This window comes from Thermobifida halotolerans, assembly GCF_003574835.2.
In the GTDB taxonomy this organism is placed as follows: Bacteria; Actinomycetota; Actinomycetes; order Streptosporangiales; family Streptosporangiaceae; genus Thermobifida; species Thermobifida halotolerans.
Map to the genome: position 1 here is coordinate 2,056,018 of NZ_CP063196.1, position 25,241 is coordinate 2,081,258.

Below are 25,241 nucleotides of genomic sequence, written 5' to 3' on the forward strand. Positions count from 1 at the left end.
GAATTCTGTCGAGCGGTGTGCTGTTTCCCCGGTGTGCAACTGAGGAGAATTCCCAGTTGCACACCGGGGGCCTTCCCGTCCTGCCACGGGCTGACGAGGGTTTTCACGGTTCGGCGCTCCGGAACCGGGGCGGTGGGGCACGCACCCCGGAAAAAGAGGAGGCGGACCGGTCGCGGCACGGAGCGCATTTCCGGGGGCCGTCCGGTGTTTCGGCTCCGCCGTACGTCCCGCGGCTTGCCGCTTCCTTCTTCCACGGGTACGTTTCCGTAACCGTCCCCGTATCTCGGGGATCACTGCGGCCTCTCCGGGAGAGGGGCGTTCCGCGCTATTCACGCTCCGGCGGCGACGCGGCGAGGAATTCTCCTCCGCCTTCCTTTCCGCATGCCCGGAAAAGCGTTCCCGCCGGGCACGGAGGGGAGTTCCCGCCGCGGGTTCCTTCCGCGTGCGGCAGCGAACCGGCGTTCCTCCGGGTGGGCCACCGCGGTTGCGCAGAACCCGTTCGTTGTGAGGAGGATCGTGTGACCGACAGAACCGGCCACTCCTACGACTTCACCGAAGCCGACTTCAACGCCGTCTACGAGGGCGGCGACCTGCTGCCCGGCGCCGGGATCAGAAGTGTCCCCTGGGACATCGGCGAGGCGCAGCCGGCCGTGGTCGACCTGGAGCGCCGGGGGCGCTTTCGCGGCGCGGTGCTGGACGTCGGATGCGGCCTGGGCGACAACGCCGTCTTCCTGTCCGCACGCGGCTACCGGGTGACCGCCGTCGACGCCGCCTCCACCGCGGTCGAGCAGGCCAGGCAGCGGGCGCGGGGGGCCGACGTCGAGTTCGCCGTCGCGGACGCGACCAGGCTGGACGACTACGCGGGCCGCTTCGACACGGTGCTGGACAGCGCGCTCTACCACACGATGGACCAGGCGACGCGCGAACGCTACGTCGCCGAGCTGTACCGCGTCACCCGGCCCGGCGCCCGCCTGAACATGCTGTGCTTCGCCGACGTGCCCGGAGGGATGCCGGCCCCGCTGGCGGTGTCGCGGGAGAACGTGCGCACCACGCTGGCCCGGGCGGGATGGTCCGTCACCGACGTGGAACGGGACGTGTTCGTGGGGGTGGCCGCTCCCGTCCGGGACTTCCTGGACAGGACCGGGGCCGCTCCCGAGGTCGACGAACGGGGGCGCACCCGCCTGCCCGTCTGGGTGGTCCTGGCGGACCGGGGGTGAGCCCCGGGGCCCGTCCGGCGGAGTCGACTGGTCGCCGCCGGGCGGGCCCGGTTCCCATAACCGCGGGTTCTGGCAGCGATAAACACCAGGTCTTGGACGTGGGGACCGGAGGCGTCCAGGATGGGGCGGGGAACCAGACACCGGTTCAGGCGGTACGAAAGGCCCAAGGCGAAAAGGACTGCGGTGATGGGCGACAGCAGTGCTCACGGCGGCTTCTCCGACCTGGCGGCCCGGGTGCGCGGCCCGGTGCTGCCCCGTGGAGGGGACGGCTACGAAGAGGAGACCCGCGGCTTCCAGACCGGGTTCCACCACCGGGCGGCGGTGGTGGTCGGCGCGGTCGACGCCGATGACGTGCGCGCGGCGGTGCGGTTCGCGGTCGAGCACGGGATGGGCGTCGCGGTGCAGTCGACCGGGCACGGGGTGACCGTCTTCGACGACAACAGCGTGCTGGTCACCACCGGGCGGATGGACGACGTCACCGTGGACCCCGACGCCCGGTGCGCCCGGATCGGGGCGGGGGCCCGCTGGGAGCGGGTGGTCGAGCGGGCCGAACCGTACGGCCTGGTCCCCCCCAGCGGCTCCGCCGGGCATGTCGGCGTGGTGGGCTACACGCTCGCCGGCGGCATGGGCCTGCTGGCCCGGGAGTTCGGCTACGCGGCCGACCACGTGCGCGCCGTCGACGTCGTCACCGCCGACGGCGAACTGCGCCACGTGACCGCCGACAGCGATCCCGACCTGTTCTGGGCGCTGCGGGGCGGGCAGGGCAACTTCGGTGTGGTGACCGGTCTGGAGATCGCCCTGCAGCCGGTCGACCGGATCTACGGCGGGGGGATGTTCTTCGGCTCCGAGCACGCCGCTCCGCTTCTCTCGTTCTTCCGCGAGTGGACGGCCGGACTGCCCGAGGCCATGACCGCGTCGGTGGGGATGATCGGCTACCCGGCGATCCCGGTCTTCCCCGAACCGCTGCGGGGCAGGCACGTGGTCCACGTCCGGTTCGCCACCACCGACCTGGCCGCGGGGCCGGAGTTGGTGCGGCCGTGGCGGGAGGTCGCCCCGCCGCTCGTCGACGAGGTCGGTGAACTGCCCTACAGCCGGGCGGGATCGATCTACCGGGAGCCGGACTTCGCCCACGCCTACGACGGCAACAACGTGCTGCTGCGCGAACTGGACCCGTCCGCGCTGGAGGCGGTCCGGGAACTGGCGGGGGCCGAGGCGCCGGTGCCGTGCATCGTCGACCTGCGCCACCTCGGCGGAGCGCTGGCGCGGCGGCCCGCGGTGGACAACGCGGTCTCCTTCCGGGAGGCGCAGTACATCCTGCGGGTGCTCTCCCCGCTCGACGACGCCTCCCTGGCGGACGTGCGCGACGCCCACGGACGGCTCGAGGCCGCCGTCGCGCCGTGGACGCTGGGGCGGTCGCCGAACTTCGTCTACGGTGAGCGGGACCCCGCCGACCTCAGGTCCAAGCTCTACGAGAAGACCGTCGCGGACCGGCTGGCGGCGGTCAAGGCCGTCCACGATCCGGACAACGTCTTCCGCTGCGGCCACAGCGCTGTCGCGCCCGCGGCCGCCGACCGCTGACAGGCGGCCGCGGCACGGTCGGAGCACCCGGACGTGCGCGGCCGCCGCCGGCCGCTCCCCGCGAAGCACCGTGCGGCTTCCCCGTGGGTGTCGGCCGCGGTTCTCCGCCTCCGCGGTCGGCGGGGACCGCGCGGGCAGGGTGGGACCCGGGATCCGGCCGCCTTCGGACCGCTGCTTTCCGGTCGGGGCGGAGCCGACCTGCGCCCCGACCGGCTCCGCCGACCACGCGCTCCCCGGTCGGGCCTCACCTGCGGAGGCTCAGGGGGAGGCCGACCGGTGCGAGGCGATCCCCACGGGGTTGCCGTCGGGGTCGGCGACATAGGCGACCCGTTCGCCCCACGGCATGTCGGCGGGGCCCCGGAGCACGGGGACGCCCTCCTCGCGCAGCCGTTCGACAACGGCGTCGACCTCGGCGACAAAGACAAACATCTCGAAGCGGACACCGTCTTCCGGGCCCCGGCCGTAGCGGTCCCGCGCCTGGGCGGCGTCGACGACGGCGAGCTCGGCCGAGCCGCGGCGCAGGCCGACGTAGGTCGGCGCGTCCCCGGGAGGGTGCTCGACGGCCCGGGTGAATCCGAGCCGTTCGTAGAACCCCGCGGTGGCGGGCACCGCCTCGGAGAAGACAACCGGAAAAGCACGGTCAAGGTTCTCCATGGCGGGCAGAATAGCACGGTGGCCGCTTGTTCATTCTCTCTTTCCTCAGGCGAATCAGCGGCGTCGGCGCCTTCGCACACTTCTTCGGGTTCCGGGGACCGGCCGCACCCGGACTTTCCCTGCGGCGGTCGAATAGATTCCGAGGTCAGGGACGCCCACGGCCCCGGTCCGGACACCCGGAGGCACGCGGCACCGCACCGGCATATCTCCCGGAACATGGGAGGCGGCTTTTGATAGAAACCGATTATAGCCGGGCCGTTGACACTCCGTAGCCGCACAAATAGAATTCCAGACGCGCAGATCACGAGGAAATAAATAACTGATCTCCGAAATCCGCCTGGGGGACTGATGTCACGGGAGCGGCATCCGGCCGCACGGCGAGGACCGGGGTTGCGGTGAACCGGGGCAGGCGGCTCCTCCGCAGCTCCGGGCACGTGGAACGTCCCGTCCGGAGCCAGCCCCCGACACACTGGACCACGGTCCGCCACGGCCGTCCGGCGGCACCGCGGCCACCCCCGGAAACGGGGCCGGCACCACCCGCCGCACGGGAGTCGGCTGTCTCCGGAAGCCGCTGAAGAGACCACGACGGCCGCCGACGGAGAGCACCGGCACCAATTCTCCGGAAGACCGGAAGAGAAGAAAATCCCTCGCGTCAAGAGAGTTCTGATTCGCGCCTTGGCCATTGAATTTTCCCCGGAACCAGCAACGGTCAACAGAAGAAGGAAATCCTTGCGTGAACCCCGAATCCGCTCTCCCCAAGGACTCCACCGGTTCGGAAACGGACATCGCATCGCTCCGGAAGCGGTGGTCACAGAACATATCGGCTCCAGAACTGGTCCCGATAAGCTCGCTGAATCCCGCTGACTCGCCGCGCCACCGCGGACTGAGACCCGAGCACCTGAGAACCCTCACCGAATCCAGGGAGGAACTTCCGCCCATCCTGGTCCACCGCGCCACGATGCGGGTGATCGACGGCATGCACCGCCTGAAGGTCGCCGCCGACCAGGGAGGAACCCTGATATCCGCGCGGTTCTTCGAGGGGACGGAGAGCGAGGCCTTCGTCCTCTCCGTCGAGGGAAACACCCGGCACGGCCTTCCCCTGACCCTGGCGGAGCGCACGGCGGCGGCCCGGCGCATCCTCGCCTCCCACCCGGAGTGGTCGGACCGGATGGTCGCCTCCGTCACGGGCCTGTCCCCCAAGACGGTCCGCGACCTGCGGCACTCCGCCCAGATCAGTGCTCCCGAGGTCACCGCGCGGGTCGGCCGGGACGGAAGGGTGCGGCCGCTCGACCCCGCGGCGGGCCGCCTCCGCGCGGCGGAACTCCTCCGGAAGAACCCGCGGGCGTCCCTGCGCAGGATCGCCGACGAGGCCGGGATCTCCCCCGGCACCGTTCGGGATGTCAAAGAGCGGTTGCGGCGCGGCGAGGAACCGGTTCCACGGGCCAGGAACCGGAAGAGGATGTCGGGTCCTCCCACCCGGAAGGACTCCTCGAACCTGCCGACGCCCCGGCCGAACCGCGCCCCGGTCCAGTCGGAGGACCTGCGCGCCTGCCTGGAGACCCTGACCGGAGACCCCGTGCTGCGCTACTCGGAGAACGGTCGCCGTCTGCTCCGGGTCCTCTCCGCGATCTCCGTCCTCATCGAAAACCGGGAGCAGTTGTTGAGAAGCGTCCCGTCGCACTGGGCGGGCACCATTTACCGGATAGCCATGGAATGTTCCAAGGAATGGCAGGAATTCGCCCAGCAGATGGAGGTTCTCGAAGAGGCGCGGTGAGGCGCAGAGGCCACCGCCGCCCCCGCGGCGCCCGAAGACGCGGAGGCCTTCCGGCGAGGACGGCAGAAACCCAGCCGGAAGGCCCAGCCGGCAACGTTTCCCCGGCGCCCCCGGCGACGGCCGCTGTGGCACGATCCATCGGTTCCCGACGCGGCGCCGTAGGTTTCTTCCACTAGGATTTCCTTCATGGAGCTGCGTCAGCTGGAATACTTTATCGCCGTGGCGGAAGAGCAGAGTTTCACCAAGGCCGCCGCACGGCTGTACGTGGCCCAGCCAGGTGTCAGCGCACAGATCCGGCGCCTGGAGCACGAACTCGGACAGGAGCTTCTGGACCGCTCGGGGCGGAACGTACGGCTCACCGAGGTGGGAGCCGCCGTCCTCACCTACGCCCGGACCGTCATCGACGGAATCGCCAGCATCCGGCTCACCGTCGACGAGTTCGCCGGACTGATGCGCGGCCGCGTCTCCATGGGAGTGGTCCGCTCCTGCCCGGCGCTCGACCTGCCCGCCCTGCTGGCGAACTTCCACAAGAACTACCCGGCCGTGGAGATCACCCTGGTCGAGGAGAACTCCGACCGCCTGCTGGACGACGTCCAGAACGGACTGCTCGACACGGCGATCGTCGCCCTGACGGCCGCCACCCCCGCGGGCATCGACCTCCACGTCTTCGTCGACGAACCGCTCGTCATCGCCGTCAGCCCCGGCGACCAGCTGGCCGGGGAGAACACCGTCCCCATCGACGCGTTACGCGACCGGACGCTGACCAGCCTCCCCCGAGGAACCGGCATGCGGGCCTGCCTCGAGGAGGCCTGCTCCGCGGCAGGTTTCGAACCGCGTGTCTCCTTCGAGGTCAGCGACCCGGACATGCTCGCGCAACTGGCCATCCGCGGTCTGGGACCGGCCGTCCTTCCCGCCTCCCTCGCCGCCGAGTACCCCGAGGAACTCCACGCGATCGCGGTGTGTCCCCCGCTGCGCGGGCGCATGGCGCTGATCTGGCGCTCGCAGGGACCGCTCAGCCCCGCGGCGCGGACGTTCGTCAACCACGCGCGCAGCGCGCTGGCGGAGCAGTCGACAGACCCGCAGCCGGAACGCCTGTGACGGAAGCCGCCGACCGGCCCCTCCCCGGGGCGCGTCCTCGCCACGGGGAAGGACGGCCCCACGGGTTCCGCACCACGCTGACGCGGCACCGACCCCCCGCAGAGGAACAGGCATAAGAATTCCTTCTCACCGCGAGAACGAACCGCTCTTTCCCTTTCCCGGAAACCGGACCCCAGAATGGTGGGCGGATTTCCACGGGAAGGAGACGGTGAAAATGGGTTCCGCGCGGCGGACGAATCCGTGGGCCTCGCTGTCCGCACTCTGTGTCGGTTTCTTCCTGATCATGATGGACACCACCATCGTGAATGTCGCGCTTCCCCGGATGATGGCCGAACTGGACGCGGGACTGCACCAGATCACCTGGGTGAACAGCGCCTACCTGCTCACCTTCGCCGCACCGCTGCTGGTCGCCGGCAGGCTGGGCGACCGGTGGGGGCGGAAGCCGGTGTTCCTCGGCGGCATGGCCGTCTTCACCGCGGCGTCACTGTGGTGCGGGTGGTGCGACAGCGTCGAGATGCTCATCGCCGCGCGCGCCCTGCAGGGCGTCGGCGCCGCGGTGATGATGCCCCAGCCGATGGCCTTCATCACCACGCTGTTTCCTGCCCGCCGACGCGGCGCCGCCCTGGGCGTGTGGGGCTCGGTGGCCGGTGCGGCCACCACCGTGGGCCCCCTGCTGGGCGGGTTCCTGGCCGACGGGCCCGGCTGGCCGTGGATCTTCCTGGTCAACGTGCCCATCGGGCTGCTCGGTCTGGCCATGACCGGCTTCCTGGTTCCCGGGGTGCGGCCGCGGGGCGGGCGCCGCTTCGACCTCGCGGGCACGCTGCTGTCCGCCCTGGGCCTGCTCGCCCTGGTGTTCGGCGTACACAACGGCGAGTACTACGGGTGGGGGCGGGTGCTGGGCCCCGTCGGCATCGCGCACATCATCGGTGTCGGAGTGCTGCTGTTGGGCGTGTTCGTGGTATGGCAGCGGTACAACGACCGCGAGCCGCTCATGCCGCTCACCCTGTTCGGCAACCGCGACTTCGGCGCGGCCACCGTCACTGCCGCCGCCATCGGTTTCTCCCTGACCGGCCTGTACCTGCCGCTGACCCTCCTCCTGCAGGAGGTGCTGGAACTCGCGCCGCGGCAGGCCGGTGCGCTCATGCTGCCGATCGCGGTGGCGAACAGCGTGGCCGGACCGGTCGCGGGCGCGCTTTCCGACCGGATCGGCGGCAGGCGGGTGGTGATGACCGGGCTGCTGGTGTTCGCCGCCGGAATCGGGGCCATCGCGGTGTCGGCCGGTCCGGAGACGGACCCGTGGCTGGTGGCCGCTGCCCTGGCGGTGTGCGGGATCGGAACCGGCGCCGCGTTCGCGCCGATGGCCAACGTCGCGGTCGGCGGCCTGTCCCCGGAACTGGTCGGCGCCGCCTCCGGCGTGTACAACGCCGTCCGCCAGGTGGCCGGCGTCCTCGGCAGCGCCGCGGTGAGCGTGTCGCTGCAGGCGTGGCCCGCGGACGGAGCGTCCCAGCACGGCATGGCGAGTGCGGTCGGAGCGACGCTGCTGCTCCTCGTCGTGGTGCTGTTCGTGGGGTCGGCCGCGTGCCTGGCCATGGAGCCGCGGCCCCGTCCCGCCGAATCCTTTGACGCTCCGCGGAAGGCCGCCGCGGTCTGACCGCCGACCGCCCGCTTCGCGCACAAGCCCCCGCCGCTCCCCGCAGCGCCATCCCGAAAAACCCTTTTTTCCCGGAAAGCTCCACCGGACGGCGGTCTTCCATAAACACGTCTTCTGGACGCGATAACAACCAGCTTTTGGATTTCCTCTCGGCGGAATCCGAGAATGGAGAGGAAAGGAACACCGCCTGACAGGAGGGGAACGTGACGCAGCGAGAGACCGCCCGAACCCCGGAGGACCTGACCCGTCTGTTCGTGCAGCGGGCCAACGCCCGGGACGCCGAGGGCATCGCCGCGCTCTACGAGGAGGACGCGGTGATGGCCTACCCGCCCGGTCAGGTCACCAGGGGGCGATCGGCCATCCGGAAGCTGTGGGAGGAGTTGTTCTCCTCCACCGAGGACATCGGGGAGTTCCGGCCGGAGAAGTCGCTGCCGACCCTCGTCAGCGGCGACCTCGCCCTCACTGCCACGGCCCCGCTGGACGACGCCGGCGCGCGGGCCCAGGTCGCCCGGCGCCAGCCCGAGGGGCACTGGCTGCGCGTCCTCGACCAGCCCGAGTTCCGCCAGTGAGCCCCGCGGACGGCCGGATCGCACCGGGCCGCGGCGCCTGACCGCCGTGACGGGTCCGCCCGATGCGCGGATGCTGTTGGTGAACCAGGCTCGTGCTGCCGTGTCCCGCCGGGTGGGACCCGGCGGGACACGGCGCCGCCGGAGGGCGGACGCGGGTGCGGGCACGGGGTATGCCGGTGAGCCGGATACCGGTGCGGACGGGGTTGACCGCGGCAGCGGTGGGTGGGTGCTGCAGGCTGGTCCTGGTCAGGCCGCGGCAGCAAGGCCTGCGTAGGCCATGAGCTGGGAGGCTGGGGAGGCGGCGGCGTATCCGGAGTCGCCCCAGTGCCCGTCGGGCGGCAGAGCGGCCGGCCGGGCCGGAGTGGACGGCGGCGGCCATGCGGTCGTCGAAGATCGAGGCCTGGGTGGTGGCGACGCCGGTGACCGGATTCGGGGCATCCGGTCCACGGGGCCCGGTGAGGCGGACCCTGGCACCGGACCAGGGCAGACCGCGTTCGACGCCGCTACGGGGACGGCATCGGCGGCTTCGTCCAGCAGAGATTTCCACTCCTCCCCGGCACTGTTCCAGCAGATATTGTCCAGATCTTCCGAATCACCAAGGAAGTTTTTCTGTTCGGGGAGACTACGGTTCCGGGTGACGCAGAAGAAGGCTCCATCGGCGAGTTCCGGAGAGACACCCGACATGGCATAGTCGGCGTCCTCTTCCTGCTCGTGCTCATCGAGGTTTGATGGTCGGATTCCGCGGCGGACACGGCTCCGCCGCCACTCCTGGCAAGGTCGAGGCATTCCACCCCGGCCGTCCTCGGTCAGTCCCCACGAATACCTCCGCGTAGTGAGGTTCTCTCAACGAAACGGGCCGGGCGGTGGGGCGGGGGCGTTCCCCTGTGAGTGTGGACACCTGGTGGTCAGGCGGCGAGTTCCGGACCAACCGCTCGCTGTTCGTGGACGAGCGGGCTGGGCCGCCCGTTCGCTGAGTGCCGCCGTCAGGTGCTGTACCGGCCGATCCAGGCGGACACCGCCAACCGGGCCGCCCGAGCGGTCGGCCACCGCGTTGTCCGCGCTGGAGCCCACGGCCCCCATCGACTGGACCACCCCCAGCCCTTCGCACACCGCGGCGCACTCCCTGGAGGTGCAGGGCGCCGTGGTCGGAGTGGAACAGCGCCCCGGACGAACACCCGCGCTCGGCGCCGGCCGCGCGCAGGGCATCGACCACCAGCGAGGTGCGCATGTGGTCGGCGATGGACCAGCCCACCAGGCGGCGCGAGTACAGGCCGGTCACCGTGGCCAGACACAGCAACCGGCCGTCCTTCCACGGGCAGGTAGGCGATGTCACCGACACAGCGGGTGCTGGTCTCCTCCAACTTGGCCGCTCAAGGACAGATCCCCGTCTTCTGCCGTATTGCATGCGGGATCCCGGTGTCAGGCTACGCACCGGCGCATCGAGATCACTGGAGAAGAGTTCCGCCCCGGCGACGAGCTGGCAGCCCTGTCGTGTGGCGGCCTTCGGGACATGTTGCGCACAAGGAGAAATCAAGTCCAGAACATGCACGAAGTGCTTCCCGCGCACGAGAGCTCGGACGCTTCGTCTGGCCGACAAGCAAACCGGCAGCAAGACAGTCATGGGCGCAGTTCCCTTTCCAGGAAGATGTTCTTCTGGTAGCTTGCCCGGGCTTGTCTTCCTGTCTTTCCTGGCCAGGCCAGTGACGTCCCCCTGACGGAGAGTCTTCGTGTCCGATCCTGGACCTGTTGATCTGTCGCTGATCACCCGCGGACCGGTCCCGCCGGACGTGGCACCGCGCGAACCGGAAGACCCCCAGCGGGTGGGGCCCTACCGGATCCTGGGACGGCTGGGCTCGGGCGGCATGGGCGTGGTCTTCGCCGCCACGAACGGCGACGGCACGTGTGTGGCGGTCAAACTCATCCACGCCGAACACGCCACCGACACCGACTTTCGCGCCCGCTTCACCCGCGAGGTGGAGTTGATGCGCCGCGTGGCAGGAGTGTGCGCGGTCGCGGTACTGGACGCCGACACCGGTGCGCGCCGCCCCTGGCTGGCCACCCCCTACGTGGCCGGACCCACCCTGCGCGACCACATCCGCGCCCACGGCCCCCTCACCGGCGGTATGCTCACCGGTTTCGCCGCCGGCGTGGCCGAGGCCCTGGCCGCCATCCACCGCGCCGGAATCGTGCACCGCGACCTCAAACCCGCCAACGTCCTCCTCTCCCCCCAGGGGCCGCAGGTGCTGGACTTCGGTATCGCGCGGGCCGCCGACGAAAGCGGCCTGACCCGCACCGGCGGACTCGTCGGCTCCCCTGGCTGGATCAGCCCCGAACAGTACCGGGGCCAGGCCGCGGGCCCACCCGCCGACGTCTTCGCCTGGGGCGCCCTGGTCGCCTACGCCGCCACCGGACGCCCCCCGTTCGGCACCGGCGCCGTCGACGTGCTGGCCTTCCGCGTCCTACAAGCTCCACCCGACCTCGCCGGAATCGGCGAACCACTGCACGGCCTGCTCCTGGCCGCCATGAACAAAACCCCCGAACACCGCCCCAGCGCCGAACAGTTACTGGCCGCGCTCACCACACCCTGGCAGAACCAGCACACCCCACCCCACCCCGAGGACGGCACCCAGGTCCTGACCCGCCTACTACACCACGAGTGGACCACCCCCGCACCGGCCCGTTCTCGGCCTGTCCCACACCAGCACCCCGCCTCCCGGCCACGCCGGGAACCCCTCCTGACCCCCGGCGTCATCGCCACCGGACTCGCCCTGCTCCTTTTCGCACTCGCCGCGGGAACCGGCGCCGGACTACTGATGCGAGAACACGACACCGACCAGGCACAGGAACCCGGCACACGTCCCACAGCAGAGACGGTCACGGCCACAGGGGAACCGACGCGGGCGGCCGAGGACACCTCGGTCGAACCGCTCGCGGAGGAGGAGGCTTCCGCGCCGCCCACCACGGACCCGGCGGGATTCACCGTCCTGGTGCCGCGGGACTGGACCCGCGAGGTCGAGCAGAACAGCGTCTTCTACCGGTCACCCGACGGCGACAGCTACCTTCAGGTGGACTTCACCCCGCACACCACCGACGACGAGTACCGGCACGTGATCGAACTGGAGGAGAACGCGCTGCGAGCCGGCAATCTGACCGGTTACGAGCGGGTCCGGGTCGAGGACGTCACGTTCGGGACCGACTATCTGTCCGCGGCCGAGTGGGAGTTCACCTGGGTACGTGGCGGCCAGCAGCGTCGCTTCCTGAGCCGCAACATCGCGGTGACGCACGGCAGGCACGTCACGGTCGCCTGGGCCGCCCCGACCGCCGTCTGGGCCGACCAGACACGGGAGCGCGAGGCCGCGCTGGCCTCCTTCACCCCCCTGGCCTCCTTCGACCCGCCGTGACGCGGAAGCGGCCCGGGCGGCGGGCTCACCGCGGAAGAAACCGAGGTTCACCCCGGCGGCGGTGGCCGCTGTTGGCCCCTCCTCGAACCGTCTGACGAAACCGGCCGCTTCCGGCGCGAGGTTGTGCCGCTCGATGATCGATGGCTTCTCCACCGTTCCGCGGTCGCCGTGCTCTTCGCCGGGGACATCGGGTACACGTGGCCGTTGCCGTCTCAGCGGGGATGCCGAGTCCCGGAGTTTGCCGCTCGGCGGCCGCGTACTACAGGATCGGCGGGAATGCGTTCACCGTCGTCTCCGGGGGTCTCCGGGCGACCGGGAAGACAAGGACCCGTCTTGACCGAAGAACACGCGGAGGGCCTGGTCACGCTGCGGGAGTGGGCCGAGCGGTGCGGCTACAGCTACAACTACGTGCTCAACATCATGCCCCGCCACTATCCCGACTTCCCCGAACCGCGGGTGCGCCGGAAGGGGGATGTCGGCAGGGGCGGAGGTTCGGGCAACAACCTGTACGACCCGGCCGAGTTGGAGAAGTTCCGGCCCCGCCGCCCCGACCCGGTGGAACTGCCCGATGAGGACCTGGTCAAGCGGGTGACCCTGAACGGCTTCGCCGCGCTGCTCGGCGTCCCCAGCAGCAGCCTCACCCAGATCAAGGACGACCGCCCGGACACGCTGCCGCCCACCGTCGACGGCCAGCGCCAGTGGTACCGGGGAGCGCGCTACCACGTGCGCGACCTGCTGCTGATGTGGAACAGCCGCCCGGGTCGCGGGCGTGGCTCGGACAAGCGCCGCTCGCCCCTTCCCTGGCAGCGGGCGGACGCCGACTCCGACCGCTGAGGGTCCGGCCCGACAAGTGCCGTGTCCGGTGACGCCCGCCGTACGGGACCAAAACCGTCGGCATTCACCGGGCGGCGAGCCTCGCCTCCTCGGTCAACCGCGTGAACTCGGCGCGGACCCGAGCGACCTGCTCGGTGTCTGTGGGATCGAGGGCCTCGCGACGGCGGACACACTCCCGACGGTCCCGGCGAGCCTGTTCGACCACCCGAGGATCAGGGGTGTCCTTGGTGTTCTCGTGGGCGATCAGGGCGCTGTAGGCGCCCATCGCGGCGCTGATCGCCTCCAGCGCGGCCTCGTACTTTCCGGCCTCGACGCCGGACCATGATCGCCGTTCTCGAGGCGAAGTGCTGTCCATTCCTACCTGCCTTCCAGAAGTGGTGAAGAGGGACAGAAACCGCGCCGCGGAACAACACTTGGCCGACCCGCTGTCTTTTTGTGGGCTCGATGCGGGCCCCGGTGGGTCTCCCCTTTTCCAGGGTCGCGAACCACCGTTCCAGGGACGTTTCGCACCGAACCAGCAGAATGCGTCGGCTCCCTCTCACCGAGGTGTGAGTGTTCGGTTCTGCGGTGGGCACGGGGGTCTTTACGGAGACCCCGGGGAGGGGTGAGGCATTCCGTACCGGCCGTCCGGGGCGGGCCCCACGCCCTGGCGCCGAGTCCGGACACGGCCCGCCCACCCGCATCCTTGGAGACGGTCCCGCGCCACAGGGCACCATCCCCCTGGGGTGGCCGGTGTTCCTTCGGCTGATCCACTCGCAGGGCGCGGAAGAGGCGACGGCGTCGGAGGCGGTCACCCCGGTGGCGCTCCACCGTTCGCACAGGCTGCCTTGGCCGATTCCGCAGGAATGGCACTCCCGGCAGAACAGCGGCGGGGCGACCGCCACGCGCTCACCCACGGCGGGCTCGGTCACCGCGGCACCGACCGCGGCGTCGGCGCGGGCCAGGCCGACCACCCTGTGGCCCGCCTGGCGCGGTTCGAGGGGCGGCGGAGCCGGGTTCAGCCGGACGCGCCGGGCGCGAGGGCGCGCACGCGATCCCCCGCGGCCGGTGGCGTGCCGCTGCCGCTCACCGGAGTCCGGGTCACCAGGGCAACTCCCCCTCGTCGTCGAAGAAGCCGCCGGTCGGGCCGTCGTCGGGCAGGGTCGCGAGCCGGACCGCGATCGCCGCGCCCTGCTCGGGGGTGCGCATGCCGCGGAAACCGGTGAGGTCGGTGGCGCAGTAGCCGGGGCAGGCGGCGTTGATCAGGATGTTGGTGTCGCGCAACTCCCTGGCGTACTGGACGGTGACGGCGTTGAGGAACGTCTTCGACGGCGAGTAGGCGGCGGCGATCGGGCCTGCCTGGGCGCCGGCGGTGGTCTGCAGGGTGAGTGAGCCGACGCTGCTGGACATGTTCACGATCCGCGGCGACGGCGAGCGGCGCAGCAGCGGCAGCATCGCGTTGGTGACGCGGATGACGCCGATCACGTTGGTCTCCATGACCGCGCGCACCGTGGCGAGGTCGACCGTGGTGGGCATCTGCGGCATGCCGCCGGGGATCCCGGCGTTGTTGACGAGCACGTCGAGGCGTCCGGCGCGCTCCTGGACCAGGTCGGCGGCGGCGGTGACGCTGGCGTCCTCGGCCACGTCGAGCGGAACGCCGAACGCGTCGGCGCCGGCCGCCCGCAGCTTCGCCACGGCGGCCTCGCGGCGCTCCTCGTTTCGGGCGCCGACCCCGACTCTCCAGCCGAGGGCGCCCAACCCGGCCGCGATCTCGTATCCGATCCCCTTGTTCGCGCCGGTCACCAGCGCGGTTGTCTGTTCGCTCATGCAGTCGATCCTGCCCGCGCCCGGCATGAGCGGGCCAACACCGATCGGGTGGGCGGCGATACCCCGCGGGTATCGATTCCGGTTGGGGGGCGGGTAGCCTTGCGCCGTGGAGACACGGGAATTGCGGTACTTCGTCGCCGTCGCCGAGGAACTGCACTTCGGGAGGGCCGCGCAGCGACTCGGGATCGCCCAGCCCCCGCTGTCGCGGGCGATCCGCCAACTCGAACGGCGCCTCGGTACGGCGCTGCTGGACCGCACCAGCCGCACGGTCGCCCTGACCGGGGCCGGGACGGTGCTCCTGGCCGAGGCACGCGCGGCGCTGGAAGCGGTCGAGGCCGCCGAGCGCCGCACCCGCCGCGCCGCCCTCGCCACGACCGGCCGCGCCGGCGTGGTTCTCGCCGCGAAGGCCGGCGCGCCCAGCGAACTGCTGGCGCGACTGCTCGACGCCTACGCCGCCGAACCCGACGCGGTCACCGTCGACCTGCTGCTGTGCGGGATCGGCGAGCAGGAACGGGCGCTGCGCGACGGCCGGGCCGACGTGGCCCTGCTGCACCCGCCGTTCGACACCACGGCCGGTTTCGACACCGAGGAACTCCGCACGGAGGGACAGGTCGTGGTCCTGCCGGCCGGGCATCCCCTCGCCGGTCGGCCCCATGTGCGGACAGCCGAGGTCGCCGGGCTGCCCGACCTGCCGATGCCGCGCTGGCCCGGCCACGACGGCACCTACCCGGACGGCCCCGGCCCTCGGATCCGGGAGCATGCGCAACTGCTCCAACTGGTCGCGCTCGGCCGCGCCTGCTGGATCGCGCCGGAGTCGTGCGCGGCCCGGCTGCGCGGCGACCTCGCCGCCGTGCCGGTGCTGGACGCGCCGACGGTCACGACGGTCATCGCCTGGCCGCCCCACAGCCGGTCCAGGGCCGTCGCCGGGCTCGTCCGGGCCGCGACCAGCCTCTACGCGCCCGCGGAACGACCATAGGCGCCTCTTCGTGAGGCGTCCGCCGGAAAACAGCGGGGCGGGAGCGTCGTACGGGTCGAGGGCGCCCTCCCCGCTGACGGCCGGGCGTGGGGACGTGCGCGGCGGCCGGCGACCGCCCCTCGGACCCGGCGCGGGCACACCCACCGCCCCGGGCGGCGCGCTCGCGGTCACCTTGGTGAGCGCGCCGAATCGGGAAGTCCGCCGGAAAATGTTGTGGTGGGATGTCGAGAACCCGCGCGCGGCCGCGTCCCCGGAGTGAACACGGCCACGAGGGGCCGTACCGCACCGAGGAGGACATGATGGCCAAGTACCTGCTGCTCAAGCACTACCGGGGTGCTCCGAAGCCGGTCAACGACGTTCCGATGGACCAGTGGACGCCGCAGGAGGTCGAGGCCCACATGAAGTACATGCGGGACTTCGCCGCCCGGCTCGAGGCCTCCGGCGAGTTCGTCGACGGCCAGGCGCTGTCCCCGGAGGGCACGTTCGTCCGCTACGACGGCGAGGGGCGACCGCCGGTCACCGACGGCCCGTTCGCGGAGACCAAGGACCTGATCGCCGGCTGGATGGTAATCGACGTCGAGACCCACGAGCGGGCGCTCGAACTGGCCGGTGAGCTGTCCGCGGCCCCGGGCGCGGGCGGCGAGCCGATCCACGAGTGGCTGGAGGTGCGCCCGTTCCTGTCCGCGCCCCCGACCATCGCGGAGTGATCACGGTGGACGAGGCTCTGCTGCGGGCCCTCACCCCCGCCGTGATCGGCGTCCTCGTCCGCCGCGGGGCCGACTTCGCGTCGGCCGAGGACGCCGTGCAGGACGCTCTGGTCGAGGCCGTGCGCGCGTGGCCGGACAGCCCACCGCACGACCCCAAGGGGTGGCTGGTCACCGTGGCCTGGCGCAAGTTCCTCGACGCCACCCGCGCCGACGCCTCACGGCGGCGGCGCGAGGTGCGCGTCGAGAGCGAGCCCGTGCCCGGCCCGGGCGAGACGGCGGACGACACGCTGCGGCTGTACTTCCTGTGCGCGCACCCGTCCCTGACACCGGCCTCGGCCGTCGCGCTCACGCTGCGCGCGGTCGGCGGTCTGACCACGCGGCAGATCGCGCGGGCCTACCTCGTGCCGGAGGCGACCATGGCCCAGCGCATCAGCCGGGCCAAGCGGACCGTCTCGGGCGTCCGGTTCGACCGGCCCGGTGACGTCGCCACCGTGCTGCGCGTGCTCTACCTGGTCTTCAACGAGGGCTACTCCGGTGACGTCGACCTCGCCGGCGAGGCGATCCGGCTCACCCGCCAACTGGCGGCCGGGATCGACCACGAGGAGGTCGCGGGCCTGCTCGCGCTCATGCTGCTCCACCACGCGCGGCGCCCGGCACGCACCGGCCCCGACGGCAGGCTCGTGCCCCTCGCCGAGCAGGACCGCGGCCTGTGGGACACCCGCATGATCGCCGAGGGCGTCGCCGTGCTGCAGGCGGCCCTCGCCCGCGACCGCCTGGGCGAGTTCCAGGCCCAGGCCGCCATCGCCGCGCTGCACGCCGACGCCCCGACGGCCGAGGAGACCGACTGGACGCAGATCGTGGAGTGGTACGACGAACTGGTGCGGCTCACCCACAGCCCGGTGGCCCGCCTCAACCGGGCCGTCGCGGTCGGCGAGGCCGACGGTCCGCGGGCGGGCCTGGCCGCCCTGGCGGAACTCGACCCCTCGCTGCCCCGCCACACCGCCGCGGCGGCCTACCTGCGCGAGCGCGACGGTGACCTGGTCACCGCGGCGCGGCTCTACGCCGAGGCCGCCCGGTCGGCGCCCAGTCTTTCCGAACGCGACCACCTCACGCGGCAGGCCGCGCGGCTCAACGCGCGGCTGCGCGGCTGAGCCGCGCGTTCCTGGGGCGGGCTCACCGGCCCGGTCGCCGCCAGCCCGTGGGGACCCGCCACGGACGCCGGGGTGGAATGCCTCGCCTTTCCCGGATTCTCCGCGAAGACCCCGCGCCCACCGCAGAACCCAACACTCAAGCTTCGCTCGAGGGCGTCTGGAAAGGGTCAGGACGGGGCAGAATGGAGGAGGACCCTCCGTCTGGGGAGGCTGTCATGGCCGATCGACCCGCCTATCCCACTGATCTGTCGGATGCCGAGTGGGAGCTGATCGCCCCGCTCATCCCCGAGCCCAAGCCCGGCGGGCGCCCCGCGCTGCATGAGCGGCGCGAGATCATCAATGCTCTGGCCTACTGGGTGCGGGCCGGGTGCGCCTGGCGGCTGCTGCCCCACGATCTCCCACCCTGGCAGACCGTCTACCACTACTGGCGACAGTGGCGCATCGAGGGCCGCTGGGAGCAGATCCTCCTCCGCCTGCGGCAACGGGAGCGCAAACGAGTAGGCCGCCACCTCCAGCCCACCGCGGGCATCATCGACTCCCAAAGCCTGCGGGCCACCGACGGCGGAGGGCTGCACGGCTACGACGGTGCCAATGAAGGTCCGCGGCATCAAACGCCACCTGCTGGTCGACACCTTGGGCACCGTGTTGACCGCGTGCGTGAGCCCGGCCAGCGTGGGCGACCGCGAGGGCGCCAGAGTGCTCCTGGCCCGAGCAGCGCTGCTGCTACCGCGGTTGGCTCTGGTCTGGGCCGGCCAGGGCTCCACCGGTGAGCGGCTGGCCGCCTGGGCGCGCAGGATCGCCGGGGTGCGGGTGGAGGTCGTGCGCCGGGCCGACGGCGGGTTCGGCCGCACGTGGGCGCCCCAGGGCCTTCCCCCGCCGCCGGTGCCGCGGTTCGCGGTGGTGCCTCGCCGGTGGGTGGTGGAAAGGACGTTCGCCTGGCTGGGCAAGTACCGGCGCACCGCCAAGGATGACGAGTACCGGGAAGCGACCTCGGAGCACGTCATCTACCTCGCGATGAGCCTGACCCTGTCGCACCACCTGGCGAGAGCCCCGTCCCGACCCTTTCCAGACGCCCTCTCAGGTGCCGGCTTCTTGGGGACTCTCGTCGAGCCGTGCCAGCAGATCGGCGACGATCTGGTCAGGGGAGTCCCGGAGGGCCTCCAACGTCACCGACCGGGTCCGCCCTCTCGGAACGTCAGCGAGGATCGCGGAGTTGAACGCGTCGTACGCCTGCTCATGCGTCAACTCGCGGCCATCACGGCGGAACACGAAGCGGTTGCGGGCGAGTGGTTCCGCCACCTCCCTCCGGGGGCGGTCGATGCGGACGTAGCGGATGACCGGTCCGAAGAGCTGTTCGAGCTGACCGATCCTGAAAGCGTTGAAGGGTGACTTGGTGAGGAACCGCGACCTGCCGAAGGTCCGAGTGTGGGCGTTGGCCGCGTGCCTGAGCAGATGCTCGCCGCCTACCGCGGCAGGCAGGATGTCGTAGGTGTGGCCCGAGAGGTGGCGGTAGGTGGGTAGAGCCCTGGTGTAGACGTCCTCAGCCTCGTACGGCATCACCAGACCCGGGATGATCCGGGTGGACTTGTTGTCCACGATCAGGACGCCGTCCGGCATCGACTCGAACAACCGCCTCTGCGGGACACCGAGGTTTCGTACAGGCCACGCCCAGCACGTGACCGTGAGGGATGAACGAAAACCAGCAGGCACCCGGGCAGAAACAACCCCCGCCTCACACAGGACGCAGAACCACTGCTCCTCCCCGATCCGGTTCCGTTGTTCCTCACATCCCAAAGCCGTGAGGGCGAGGGCCAGGCTCAGATTCCTTGGTAGGAAAGTTGAACTGTCCGACTTTCGGAGCCATCCTGGAAGCGTGTCACCGGGACGGGAAACCCGGACCACCACCCCAGGGAGCAATCGTGAACGAGACGAAAGCGAGACGTCGGCGTGCAGTGATGCGTCGCAAGAACCAGGTCACCCTGCCCCGCGAGGTCGCCGAGGCCCTCCACATCCGTGAGGGCGACGAGGTGGAGTTCCACATCAGCGAGGACGGCCAGGTCATCCTCAGGGGCATGACCACGGTCCCCGCCGACCAGGCGTGGTTTTGGGACCGCGACTGGCAGCAGGGCGAGCGCGAGGCCAGCGAGCAGATCGCCGCAGGACAGACCGAGGAGTTCGACGACGCGGAGTCGATGTTCGCGGCTTTGGACGACGAGGAGCACTGAGAGCACTGGCCACCTTCGCCACCACCCCACGGTTCAGAGCCGACTTCAAGAAGCTGACCCGCCACCAGGCGGAGCGCTTCCGCGCAGTCGTCACCACCGAGTTCGCGCCCGATGTGGAGAAAGGACAGTTCCGGCCCGGTCTACGGGTCAAAGGCGTGCAGGGGGCCCCCGGAGTCTATGAGATGACGTGGGCCCCCGACGGGCGCGCCACCTGGCAGTACGGCGAGGAGCGCGTCCCGGGCAAGCCACACGTGATCTGGCGCAGGGTCGGCACACACGCCATCTTCAACCCCGGCCCGCCCTGACCACGAAGTCCATCGCACTCCCGCCGGTTCTCCGGTGCCCCACAGTCGCCGGAGAACCGGTCTCAGAAACATGGCTTCGACCAGGGCGGGAGTCAGTTCGGCGACCCACCGACTCCGGTCCAGCCAGTCGAGGCGAGGGCGGGCGAACGGTGCCAGACACGTACCGTCCGGAGCTGAGAAGGGCTCCTCCAGCCGGGCCTCGTGCAACTGGCGCACGAACGCCACCGCGTGAAGGCTCCCAAGAAGTGCCGCGACAGCGGGAAGATCCGTGGCCTGGCAGTGCTCTCCGTCGACGTGCGCGAACGCCAGTTCACCGGGTGACGCGTCGAGCAGCGCGGGAACCGGCGCTCCCATGGACCGGAGCCAACAGTGATGGAATATCGCTGACCGTGCCCTCTCCGGACTCCGATTACTCCTTGATGAAGGCGTCACGCATCCGGGACCCCCACCAGGTAGGAGACGGTGGACGACGCCACGACGGGGATGGCGCATCCTCGGCGCCGCAGCTCCTCGGCCAAAGAGCGGTGGTCGGAACCGGCGGCGTTGGAGAACGCGTACTTCGGGGTCGTCATCAGGTAACCGGCCAGGTGTTCCAGGCTCTCGAACCGGAACAGGTGCTCTGCGTGCAGAACCTGTTGGATCTGGAGAACGGGAGCCGCCAACGGGAGGATGTTCGCGCTGTGCGCCGCCGCGTACAGACTGGATCGGGTGGAGGTTTCGGCGGTCAGACCGAGACCGGCGAGCAGTTCGTCGAGCTCGCCGTAGCTGTCCGCCGCCTTCGTGACCGCGATGAACACGCCCCTGCCGTGCAGGTAACGGCTAATCTCACGGATCACTGTGGTCGGGTCGGATGCGTGGTAGAGGCAGAACGCCGCGATCGCCGCATCGAAGGTGGTGTCCTTGAACGGAAGCCGATGGAAGTCAGCGGAGACCACAGCTCGCCGCCCACCACGCGGGAGTGAGATGTGACTGTTCACGTACATGCCGTTGAGGTCCAGTTCGGCGAGGTCGGTGTGCAGTCGCCGGGTATGTTCCCAGGAGACCGGCTTCAGAGCGGTTTCCAAGGCGTTGCCCACCCCTCGTAGCCGGTGAAGGATGAGCTCACGAGCACCCAGTTCATGGAGTCTGCGGGCGAGTCCTGGAACAGTCGCGATATTCTCCGCCGTCAGCGTGCACGTCGCTCCGAAGGGGAGCCGGTTCTCGTTTGCCCAGTCGAGTGTGTCGAAGACCGCCGCGAAGGAGCCGGAACGCCGTATTGCGTCATGCGTCTCGGCGGTGCCGCCGTCCAGAGAGACTCTCAGTAGGTCCAGGTAGGAGAGACACGCGGTGAGGACCTGACGGCGTTTGTAGGCGTTGGTGCAGATCTGTGTGGAGAATCCGAGGCCTTTGGCGGCGGCCAGCAGTTCGGGGAGACGCGGGTACAGCAGAGGTTCTCCGCCGAGGAAGCACACCTGCTGGCAGGAGAACCGGGCGGAGAAGTATTCCAGCGCTCGGACCGCCTGGGGAAGCTGGACCATCTCGGAGCGGTCCAGGTCGCTGCCGTGGTAGCAGCGGCCGCAGCGGAAGTTGCAGCGAAACAGCAGTTCCAGATAGAGCTTGTCGACGCGCTGGATTCCAGGCAGGGGGTCCGCCGCTACGCGTGCGGGCATCACAGATCTCCTCCGCTGTCGGTGTTCTCTGGGTCGAGGACGGATTCGATGGCCGGCAACTGGCGGGAGAGCCGGAAGGGCTCCAGACGGTCCAGACAGTCGGCGATCAGTCGGGCGTGGGGCGCCGTGCCGGCGATCCGGGCGATGTGTTCGATCAACTGGGTCGCTTCGGCGCCGTCGGCCACGATGAGTTCCGAGGGAAGCACCTGGTCGACGCCGTGCATGTCCACTGCTCCGATCGGGAGGCATCCGGCCAGCACCGCTTCGAAGAGCCGCTGAGTGAACTGCCCGCAGGTCGTGTACCGGTCGGGTGCGAGCAGCATGGTGGTCAGAGCCCTCTGGTGAAGCGTCTCGACTTCGGCGAACGGTCGTCGCCCGAGAAAGGTGACGTGCGGCCAGGAGTCGGTTCGGGGCCACTTGCCAGCGACCAAGTGGCGGTGGTGTTTCGCCGCCGGGGCGAAGAAACGGCCGAATGCCTCATCTCGGTCGTACTGGTTGCCCGCGTAGACCAGTGGCAGGTCCCGGTGGATCTTCGCGAGGAGTTCGGGGTCGGCGGCGTCCAGGAGCGCATCGTGGACGGGAAAGAGCAGTGTTCGCGCCCCACCACGAGGGAACAGCGCGGCCTCGCACACGGTGATAGCGGGATCCGAGCGGATCGGATCGTCCTCCGCCAGCCGCAGGTCCTTGTCCCACAGCAGTGTCGGTAGGCCAAGTCCACGCACATAGGTGCGGATGAGGTCCGTCTGGCGGTGAAGGTCGCAAGTGTGGCCAGGGCTGGCGCACGGCGTCGTGTTGCGTCCGGCGATCGGCCAGCGCCACTCGAGTACGAGGGCGTCGACCGATGGTAGGCCTCCGTCCCAGGTGTACCTGTCGGTGAAGTCCTCACCGGCCTCGGAGAGGTCCCGGTTGGTCTGGAGGAAGACGATGTGGTGGCCGCGGTTCACCAGGCCGTCGACGAGTACACGGCGGTGACTGCGCCCGCCGTCAGGGGTGTCCGTGACGCCGTGTCCGAGGAAGCCCCAGAAGCTGTAGCCGATCCTCATGACTTCTCCACCCACCACTGTTCCAGCAGCAGTGCGTCCAGGCCGGAGGCCTCCAAGCAGTCCAGGGCCATTTCCGGTGTTCCACAGATGGGCTTGCCCTTGACGTTCAGGCTGGTGTTGATCAGCACGGGCACGCCGGTCAGCTCCGCGAAGGCGGTCAGAACCTCGGCCAACAGCGGGTTGCGCTGGTGGGTCACTGTTTGGACTCGTGCGGTGCCGTTGGTGTGTACGACGGCCGGGATCGTGTCCCGAGCCAACGGGGTGACACCGCTGGCGATGGACATGAAGGGAGAGGGCTGACCGAGGGTGAAGTAGTCCGCGGCCTTGTCTTCCAGAACGGCGGGGGCGAACGGGCGGAACGGCTCCCGGAACTTCACTGTTGAGTTGAGGCGGTCAACCACGTCGGGCCGTAGAGGCGAGGCCAGGATCGATCGGTTTCCCAACGCACGCGGCCCCGACTCCAACTTTCCCTGGAACACGCCCACGATCCGACCAGCCGCCAGTTGTCGTGCGAGGTGACGGGCTGGGTCGGTGACCAAACGGGCGGACAGTCCTTCGCGGAGCTGGCCCGACAGGTCGACTTCGGGCTAGGCCGGGCCGAGATAGCAGCGGCGTGCTGTACCGCTGGCCAGGGTGCCCGTCGTGTCGGCGTAGTGGGCGAGCGCGGCTCCGGCCGCAGTGCCCGCGTCTCCCGGTGCGAGTGGAACGGAGACCTCCTCGAACACAGAGTCCCGGACGATTGCTCCGATCGACAGGCAGTTCATCGCCACGCCACCGCCCACGCACAGGAGCGACTCTCCGGTCAGGTCCCGGGCTCTGCGTGCGAGATGGACCATCACCTGTTCGGTTCGCTCCTGGAGGGCTGCGGCGAGATCGGCGTGAGTGCTCGATGGTGTGCTGCCGTCTGTCCGGGGAGGGCAGGTGGCCGCGATGAACGCCGGAGACAGCCTGGGGTAGCGGCTGGAGACAACCCGCAGCGGGAAGAGCGTCGGATCGAGGGTGAACCCGTTCTCGGTCAGATGGATGGCCCGACGGAAGAGGGTGCGGAAGCGGACGGGGTCTCCCAACGCGGCCAGGGCCATCACCGTGCCCTCTTCGTCTCCGCGGCGCCACCCCAGATGCTCGGTGACCGCACCATAGGCGTAGCCGAGGGAGGCCGGATCGCTGATCCGCGCCACCGGCTCATACCGGATGCCGTCACCTTCCAACTGGGCACGGGCGATCGAGGTGGTCGTGGTCTCGCCGAGTGAGTCGACGACCAGCACTGCGGCGCTCTCGTACCCTGACGCGGCGAACGCGTAGATCCCGTGGGCTCGGTGGTGCTCCACACCCACAACGTGGGCTTCCGGGAAAGCGCCCGCGAGGGTGGCGAGGCGTTCGGTGGCTCGACGGTAGACCTTCCTGAAGCTGTTCGCCCGGGGCAGGGCCCTACGCCGCGTCGCTCCTCGGAAGAGATGGGGGAAGCTGGAAAGCACCCCGTGGCGGTACAGGTCCAGATTGAAGTTGTACGCCACCGACGTGACCTCGCTGGCGGTTACGCCTGCGTGGTCCAAGAGCCAGCCGATGGCGTTCCGGGGGAAGGCACGAGTGTGCTTCTCCCCGTTGAGGCGTTCCTCCTCACGAGGCCGACGAGCTTGCCGCCGCTGAGCAGTGCGGCGGCGGAGTCATGAGTGCCCGAGCAAAGGCCGAGTACCACGGGTGGGCGTGTCGACACCGTTCCTCCTCTCCTCGCTCCGACGCGTGAGATGTCCGTACCAAGCAGTGAGGGCGTTCCCGAGAACTCCCGTGACGGCGTGTGCCTGTTCCCGGGCCTCGCTGCGGTTCCCCGCCTTCCAGAGCCGGTAGCTGTGCATGGTCTGGGCGAACTGCTCCCATGCCTCCGACCGTGTTGGGTCGCCCGCCCTCACCTGAGTCAGGGTCGTGTCGAGCTCCTCCCAATCCGCTGCGAGCGGTGCGCTCTGGGGTGCGGAGCGGGATCGACAGGCAACCGGGCGGCGGCGTCCCAGTGCTTGGCGTACAGGTGGAGGGAGTCGACCTGGTGGTGGTACTCGCCCAGCTCGGCACCGACCCAGTGGGCCATGAGCTCGTGCAGGACCGAGAACGTGAAGATGTCGTAGCAGAACCCCAGCCACAGATCCTGGCTGCGCATGGTGGTGTGCATCCGCAGCCGGCCGTCGCGGAGAAGGAAGCGGAACCCCAGCGTGCAGGGCACGTCCTTGTTCAGCACCGAGTCTCGGCCGGGGTCGTAGAGCTGGATGACGGCGCGCCGGGTGTCGGGATCCTCCAGGAGGAGGCGGCGGACTCGATCCAGTTGGTCGACCGCGCCCCTCCACCTGCGTAGCCGAGGGCCGTAGGCGCCTCGGAGTACACCGTCGTCCGCAAACTCCGTCAGCCGACGGTTGTAGTCGAAGATCCAGGCATCGTCGCTTCCGGAGAGGATCCAGACGGCCTCCGCCACGGCGAAGGCCGGATTCGGGATCCTGACAGGCGGGAGTGACACCAGTCGACGGCGGGGATCACGCAGGTGAAGGTGTGCTCCGAGGACCTCCCTGGTGGCTGATCCTCGAGGGGAGACGAGGCTCCCCTCGGACATGACCGTGCGC

At 70.2% G+C, this 25,241-nt stretch carries 23 protein-coding genes and 3 pseudogenes; 15 read left to right on the plus strand and 11 right to left on the minus strand.

Translation table 11 applies throughout. From position 1 onward, the window contains the following. Positions 1 to 518 precede the first annotated feature (518 nt). Both NI17_RS09125 and NI17_RS09130 read left to right on the plus strand, forming a co-directional pair. Positions 519 to 1,217 (plus strand): class I SAM-dependent methyltransferase, encoded by a 699-nt coding sequence (locus tag NI17_RS09125; protein WP_068691670.1) that lies wholly within the window; start codon positions 519 to 521, stop codon positions 1,215 to 1,217. 186 nt (positions 1,218 to 1,403) lie between these two features. Continuing rightward, the gene (locus tag NI17_RS09130; RefSeq protein ID WP_068691668.1) at positions 1,404 to 2,795 is read left to right on the plus strand and encodes an FAD-binding oxidoreductase; all 1,392 of its coding nucleotides are present in this window, start codon (positions 1,404 to 1,406) and stop codon (positions 2,793 to 2,795) included. Between the two features lie 258 nt (positions 2,796 to 3,053). On the opposite strand, the gene NI17_RS09135 is transcribed toward NI17_RS09130, so the two are convergent. Further along, a complete protein-coding gene (locus tag NI17_RS09135) occupies positions 3,054 to 3,449 on the minus strand; it encodes a VOC family protein (RefSeq protein ID WP_068691666.1) in 396 nt (131 codons plus the stop codon). A 958-nt stretch (positions 3,450 to 4,407) separates the two neighbouring features. Between NI17_RS09135 and NI17_RS09140 the strand changes: the two genes are divergently transcribed. The 4 genes from NI17_RS09140 (at position 4,408) to NI17_RS09155 (ending at position 8,541) form a co-directional block, all read left to right on the plus strand. Continuing rightward, positions 4,408 to 5,223, plus strand: coding sequence for a winged helix-turn-helix transcriptional regulator (locus tag NI17_RS09140; RefSeq protein ID WP_234401950.1), 816 nt, complete (start codon positions 4,408 to 4,410; stop codon positions 5,221 to 5,223). A 186-nt stretch (positions 5,224 to 5,409) separates the two neighbouring features. Further along, the gene (locus tag NI17_RS09145) at positions 5,410 to 6,321 is read left to right on the plus strand and encodes a LysR family transcriptional regulator (RefSeq protein ID WP_068691662.1); all 912 of its coding nucleotides are present in this window, start codon (positions 5,410 to 5,412) and stop codon (positions 6,319 to 6,321) included. 214 nt (positions 6,322 to 6,535) lie between these two features. After that, entirely contained in the window at positions 6,536 to 7,972 is a 1,437-nt protein-coding gene (locus NI17_RS09150) for a DHA2 family efflux MFS transporter permease subunit (RefSeq protein ID WP_068691660.1), read from the plus strand. A gap of 203 nt (positions 7,973 to 8,175) precedes the next feature. Beyond that, positions 8,176 to 8,541, plus strand: coding sequence for a YybH family protein (locus tag NI17_RS09155; RefSeq protein ID WP_068691658.1), 366 nt, complete (start codon positions 8,176 to 8,178; stop codon positions 8,539 to 8,541). A gap of 1,038 nt (positions 8,542 to 9,579) precedes the next feature. Here the strand turns inward: NI17_RS09155 and NI17_RS09160 are convergent. Beyond that, positions 9,580 to 9,878: pseudogene (locus NI17_RS09160) on the minus strand (transposase); the annotation flags it as partial. Positions 9,879 to 10,268: 390 nt separating this feature from the next. Between NI17_RS09160 and NI17_RS09165 the strand changes: the two are divergent. Further along, positions 10,269 to 11,942, plus strand: a complete 1,674-nt coding sequence (locus tag NI17_RS09165) for a serine/threonine-protein kinase (RefSeq protein ID WP_324609963.1) — start codon at positions 10,269 to 10,271, stop codon at positions 11,940 to 11,942. Between the two features lie 333 nt (positions 11,943 to 12,275). Continuing rightward, the gene (locus tag NI17_RS09170) at positions 12,276 to 12,776 is read left to right on the plus strand and encodes a hypothetical protein (protein ID WP_068691654.1); all 501 of its coding nucleotides are present in this window, start codon (positions 12,276 to 12,278) and stop codon (positions 12,774 to 12,776) included. A 64-nt stretch (positions 12,777 to 12,840) separates the two neighbouring features. On the opposite strand, the gene NI17_RS09175 is transcribed toward NI17_RS09170, so the two are convergent. From NI17_RS09175 to NI17_RS09185, 3 genes and pseudogenes are all read right to left on the minus strand, one after another. Further along, entirely contained in the window at positions 12,841 to 13,131 is a 291-nt protein-coding gene (locus NI17_RS09175; protein ID WP_068691652.1) for a hypothetical protein, read from the minus strand. A gap of 427 nt (positions 13,132 to 13,558) precedes the next feature. Continuing rightward, positions 13,559 to 13,777, minus strand: a pseudogene (locus NI17_RS24425) (alcohol dehydrogenase catalytic domain-containing protein); the annotation flags it as partial. A 79-nt stretch (positions 13,778 to 13,856) separates the two neighbouring features. After that, on the minus strand, positions 13,857 to 14,582 hold the full coding sequence (locus NI17_RS09185; RefSeq protein ID WP_068691854.1) for an SDR family oxidoreductase: 726 nt from the start codon (positions 14,580 to 14,582) through the stop codon (positions 13,857 to 13,859). Positions 14,583 to 14,703: 121 nt separating this feature from the next. Between NI17_RS09185 and NI17_RS09190 the strand changes: the two genes are divergently transcribed. From NI17_RS09190 to NI17_RS24660, 5 genes and pseudogenes are all read left to right on the plus strand, one after another. Beyond that, positions 14,704 to 15,558 carry a LysR family transcriptional regulator gene (locus NI17_RS09190; RefSeq protein ID WP_279395518.1) on the plus strand — a complete coding sequence of 285 codons (855 nt, stop codon included), beginning with the start codon at positions 14,704 to 14,706 and terminating at the stop codon, positions 15,556 to 15,558. Between the two features lie 299 nt (positions 15,559 to 15,857). Beyond that, complete coding sequence (locus NI17_RS09195; protein ID WP_211329496.1) at positions 15,858 to 16,265, plus strand: YciI family protein; 408 nt, start codon at positions 15,858 to 15,860, stop codon at positions 16,263 to 16,265. 5 nt (positions 16,266 to 16,270) lie between these two features. Further along, the gene (locus NI17_RS09200; protein ID WP_068691648.1) at positions 16,271 to 17,416 is read left to right on the plus strand and encodes an RNA polymerase sigma factor; all 1,146 of its coding nucleotides are present in this window, start codon (positions 16,271 to 16,273) and stop codon (positions 17,414 to 17,416) included. Between the two features lie 215 nt (positions 17,417 to 17,631). Next, positions 17,632 to 18,186, plus strand: a complete 555-nt coding sequence (locus tag NI17_RS09205; RefSeq protein WP_199860052.1) for a transposase — start codon at positions 17,632 to 17,634, stop codon at positions 18,184 to 18,186. Next, positions 18,071 to 18,385 (plus strand): annotated as a pseudogene (locus NI17_RS24660) (transposase); the annotation flags it as partial. The gene NI17_RS09205 and the pseudogene NI17_RS24660, both read left to right, overlap by 116 nt. Before the next feature lie 108 nt (positions 18,386 to 18,493). Here NI17_RS24660 and NI17_RS09210 read toward each other — a convergent pair. Further along, on the minus strand, positions 18,494 to 19,033 hold the full coding sequence (locus NI17_RS09210; protein WP_170163083.1) for a hypothetical protein: 540 nt from the start codon (positions 19,031 to 19,033) through the stop codon (positions 18,494 to 18,496). Positions 19,034 to 19,371: 338 nt separating this feature from the next. On the opposite strand from NI17_RS09210, the gene NI17_RS09215 reads away from it, so the two are divergent. Together NI17_RS09215 and NI17_RS24430 are read left to right on the plus strand one after the other, a co-directional pair. Further along, a complete protein-coding gene (locus NI17_RS09215; protein WP_068691852.1) occupies positions 19,372 to 19,641 on the plus strand; it encodes an AbrB/MazE/SpoVT family DNA-binding domain-containing protein in 270 nt (89 codons plus the stop codon). A 182-nt stretch (positions 19,642 to 19,823) separates the two neighbouring features. Further along, positions 19,824 to 19,946: a hypothetical protein gene (locus NI17_RS24430; protein WP_267887199.1), complete on the plus strand. Its 123-nt coding sequence runs from the start codon at positions 19,824 to 19,826 to the stop codon at positions 19,944 to 19,946. 428 nt (positions 19,947 to 20,374) lie between these two features. On the opposite strand, the gene NI17_RS09220 is transcribed toward NI17_RS24430, so the two are convergent. From NI17_RS09220 to NI17_RS09240, 5 genes are all read right to left on the minus strand, one after another. Continuing rightward, positions 20,375 to 21,595 carry a radical SAM protein gene (locus NI17_RS09220; protein WP_068691642.1) on the minus strand — a complete coding sequence of 407 codons (1,221 nt, stop codon included), beginning with the start codon at positions 21,593 to 21,595 and terminating at the stop codon, positions 20,375 to 20,377. Continuing rightward, complete coding sequence (locus NI17_RS09225) at positions 21,595 to 22,638, minus strand: hypothetical protein (RefSeq protein ID WP_068691640.1); 1,044 nt, start codon at positions 22,636 to 22,638, stop codon at positions 21,595 to 21,597. The genes NI17_RS09220 and NI17_RS09225 overlap by 1 nt, the downstream gene beginning before the upstream one ends. Beyond that, positions 22,635 to 23,177, minus strand: a complete 543-nt coding sequence (locus tag NI17_RS09230; protein WP_243597669.1) for a carbamoyltransferase C-terminal domain-containing protein — start codon at positions 23,175 to 23,177, stop codon at positions 22,635 to 22,637. The genes NI17_RS09225 and NI17_RS09230 overlap by 4 nt, the downstream gene beginning before the upstream one ends. Positions 23,178 to 23,225: 48 nt before the next feature. Continuing rightward, positions 23,226 to 24,203, minus strand: coding sequence for a carbamoyltransferase N-terminal domain-containing protein (locus NI17_RS09235; protein ID WP_234401955.1), 978 nt, complete (start codon positions 24,201 to 24,203; stop codon positions 23,226 to 23,228). 347 nt (positions 24,204 to 24,550) lie between these two features. After that, positions 24,551 to 25,231: a thymidylate synthase gene (locus NI17_RS09240; protein ID WP_234401954.1), complete on the minus strand. Its 681-nt coding sequence runs from the start codon at positions 25,229 to 25,231 to the stop codon at positions 24,551 to 24,553. Positions 25,232 to 25,241: the final 10 nt, after the last annotated feature.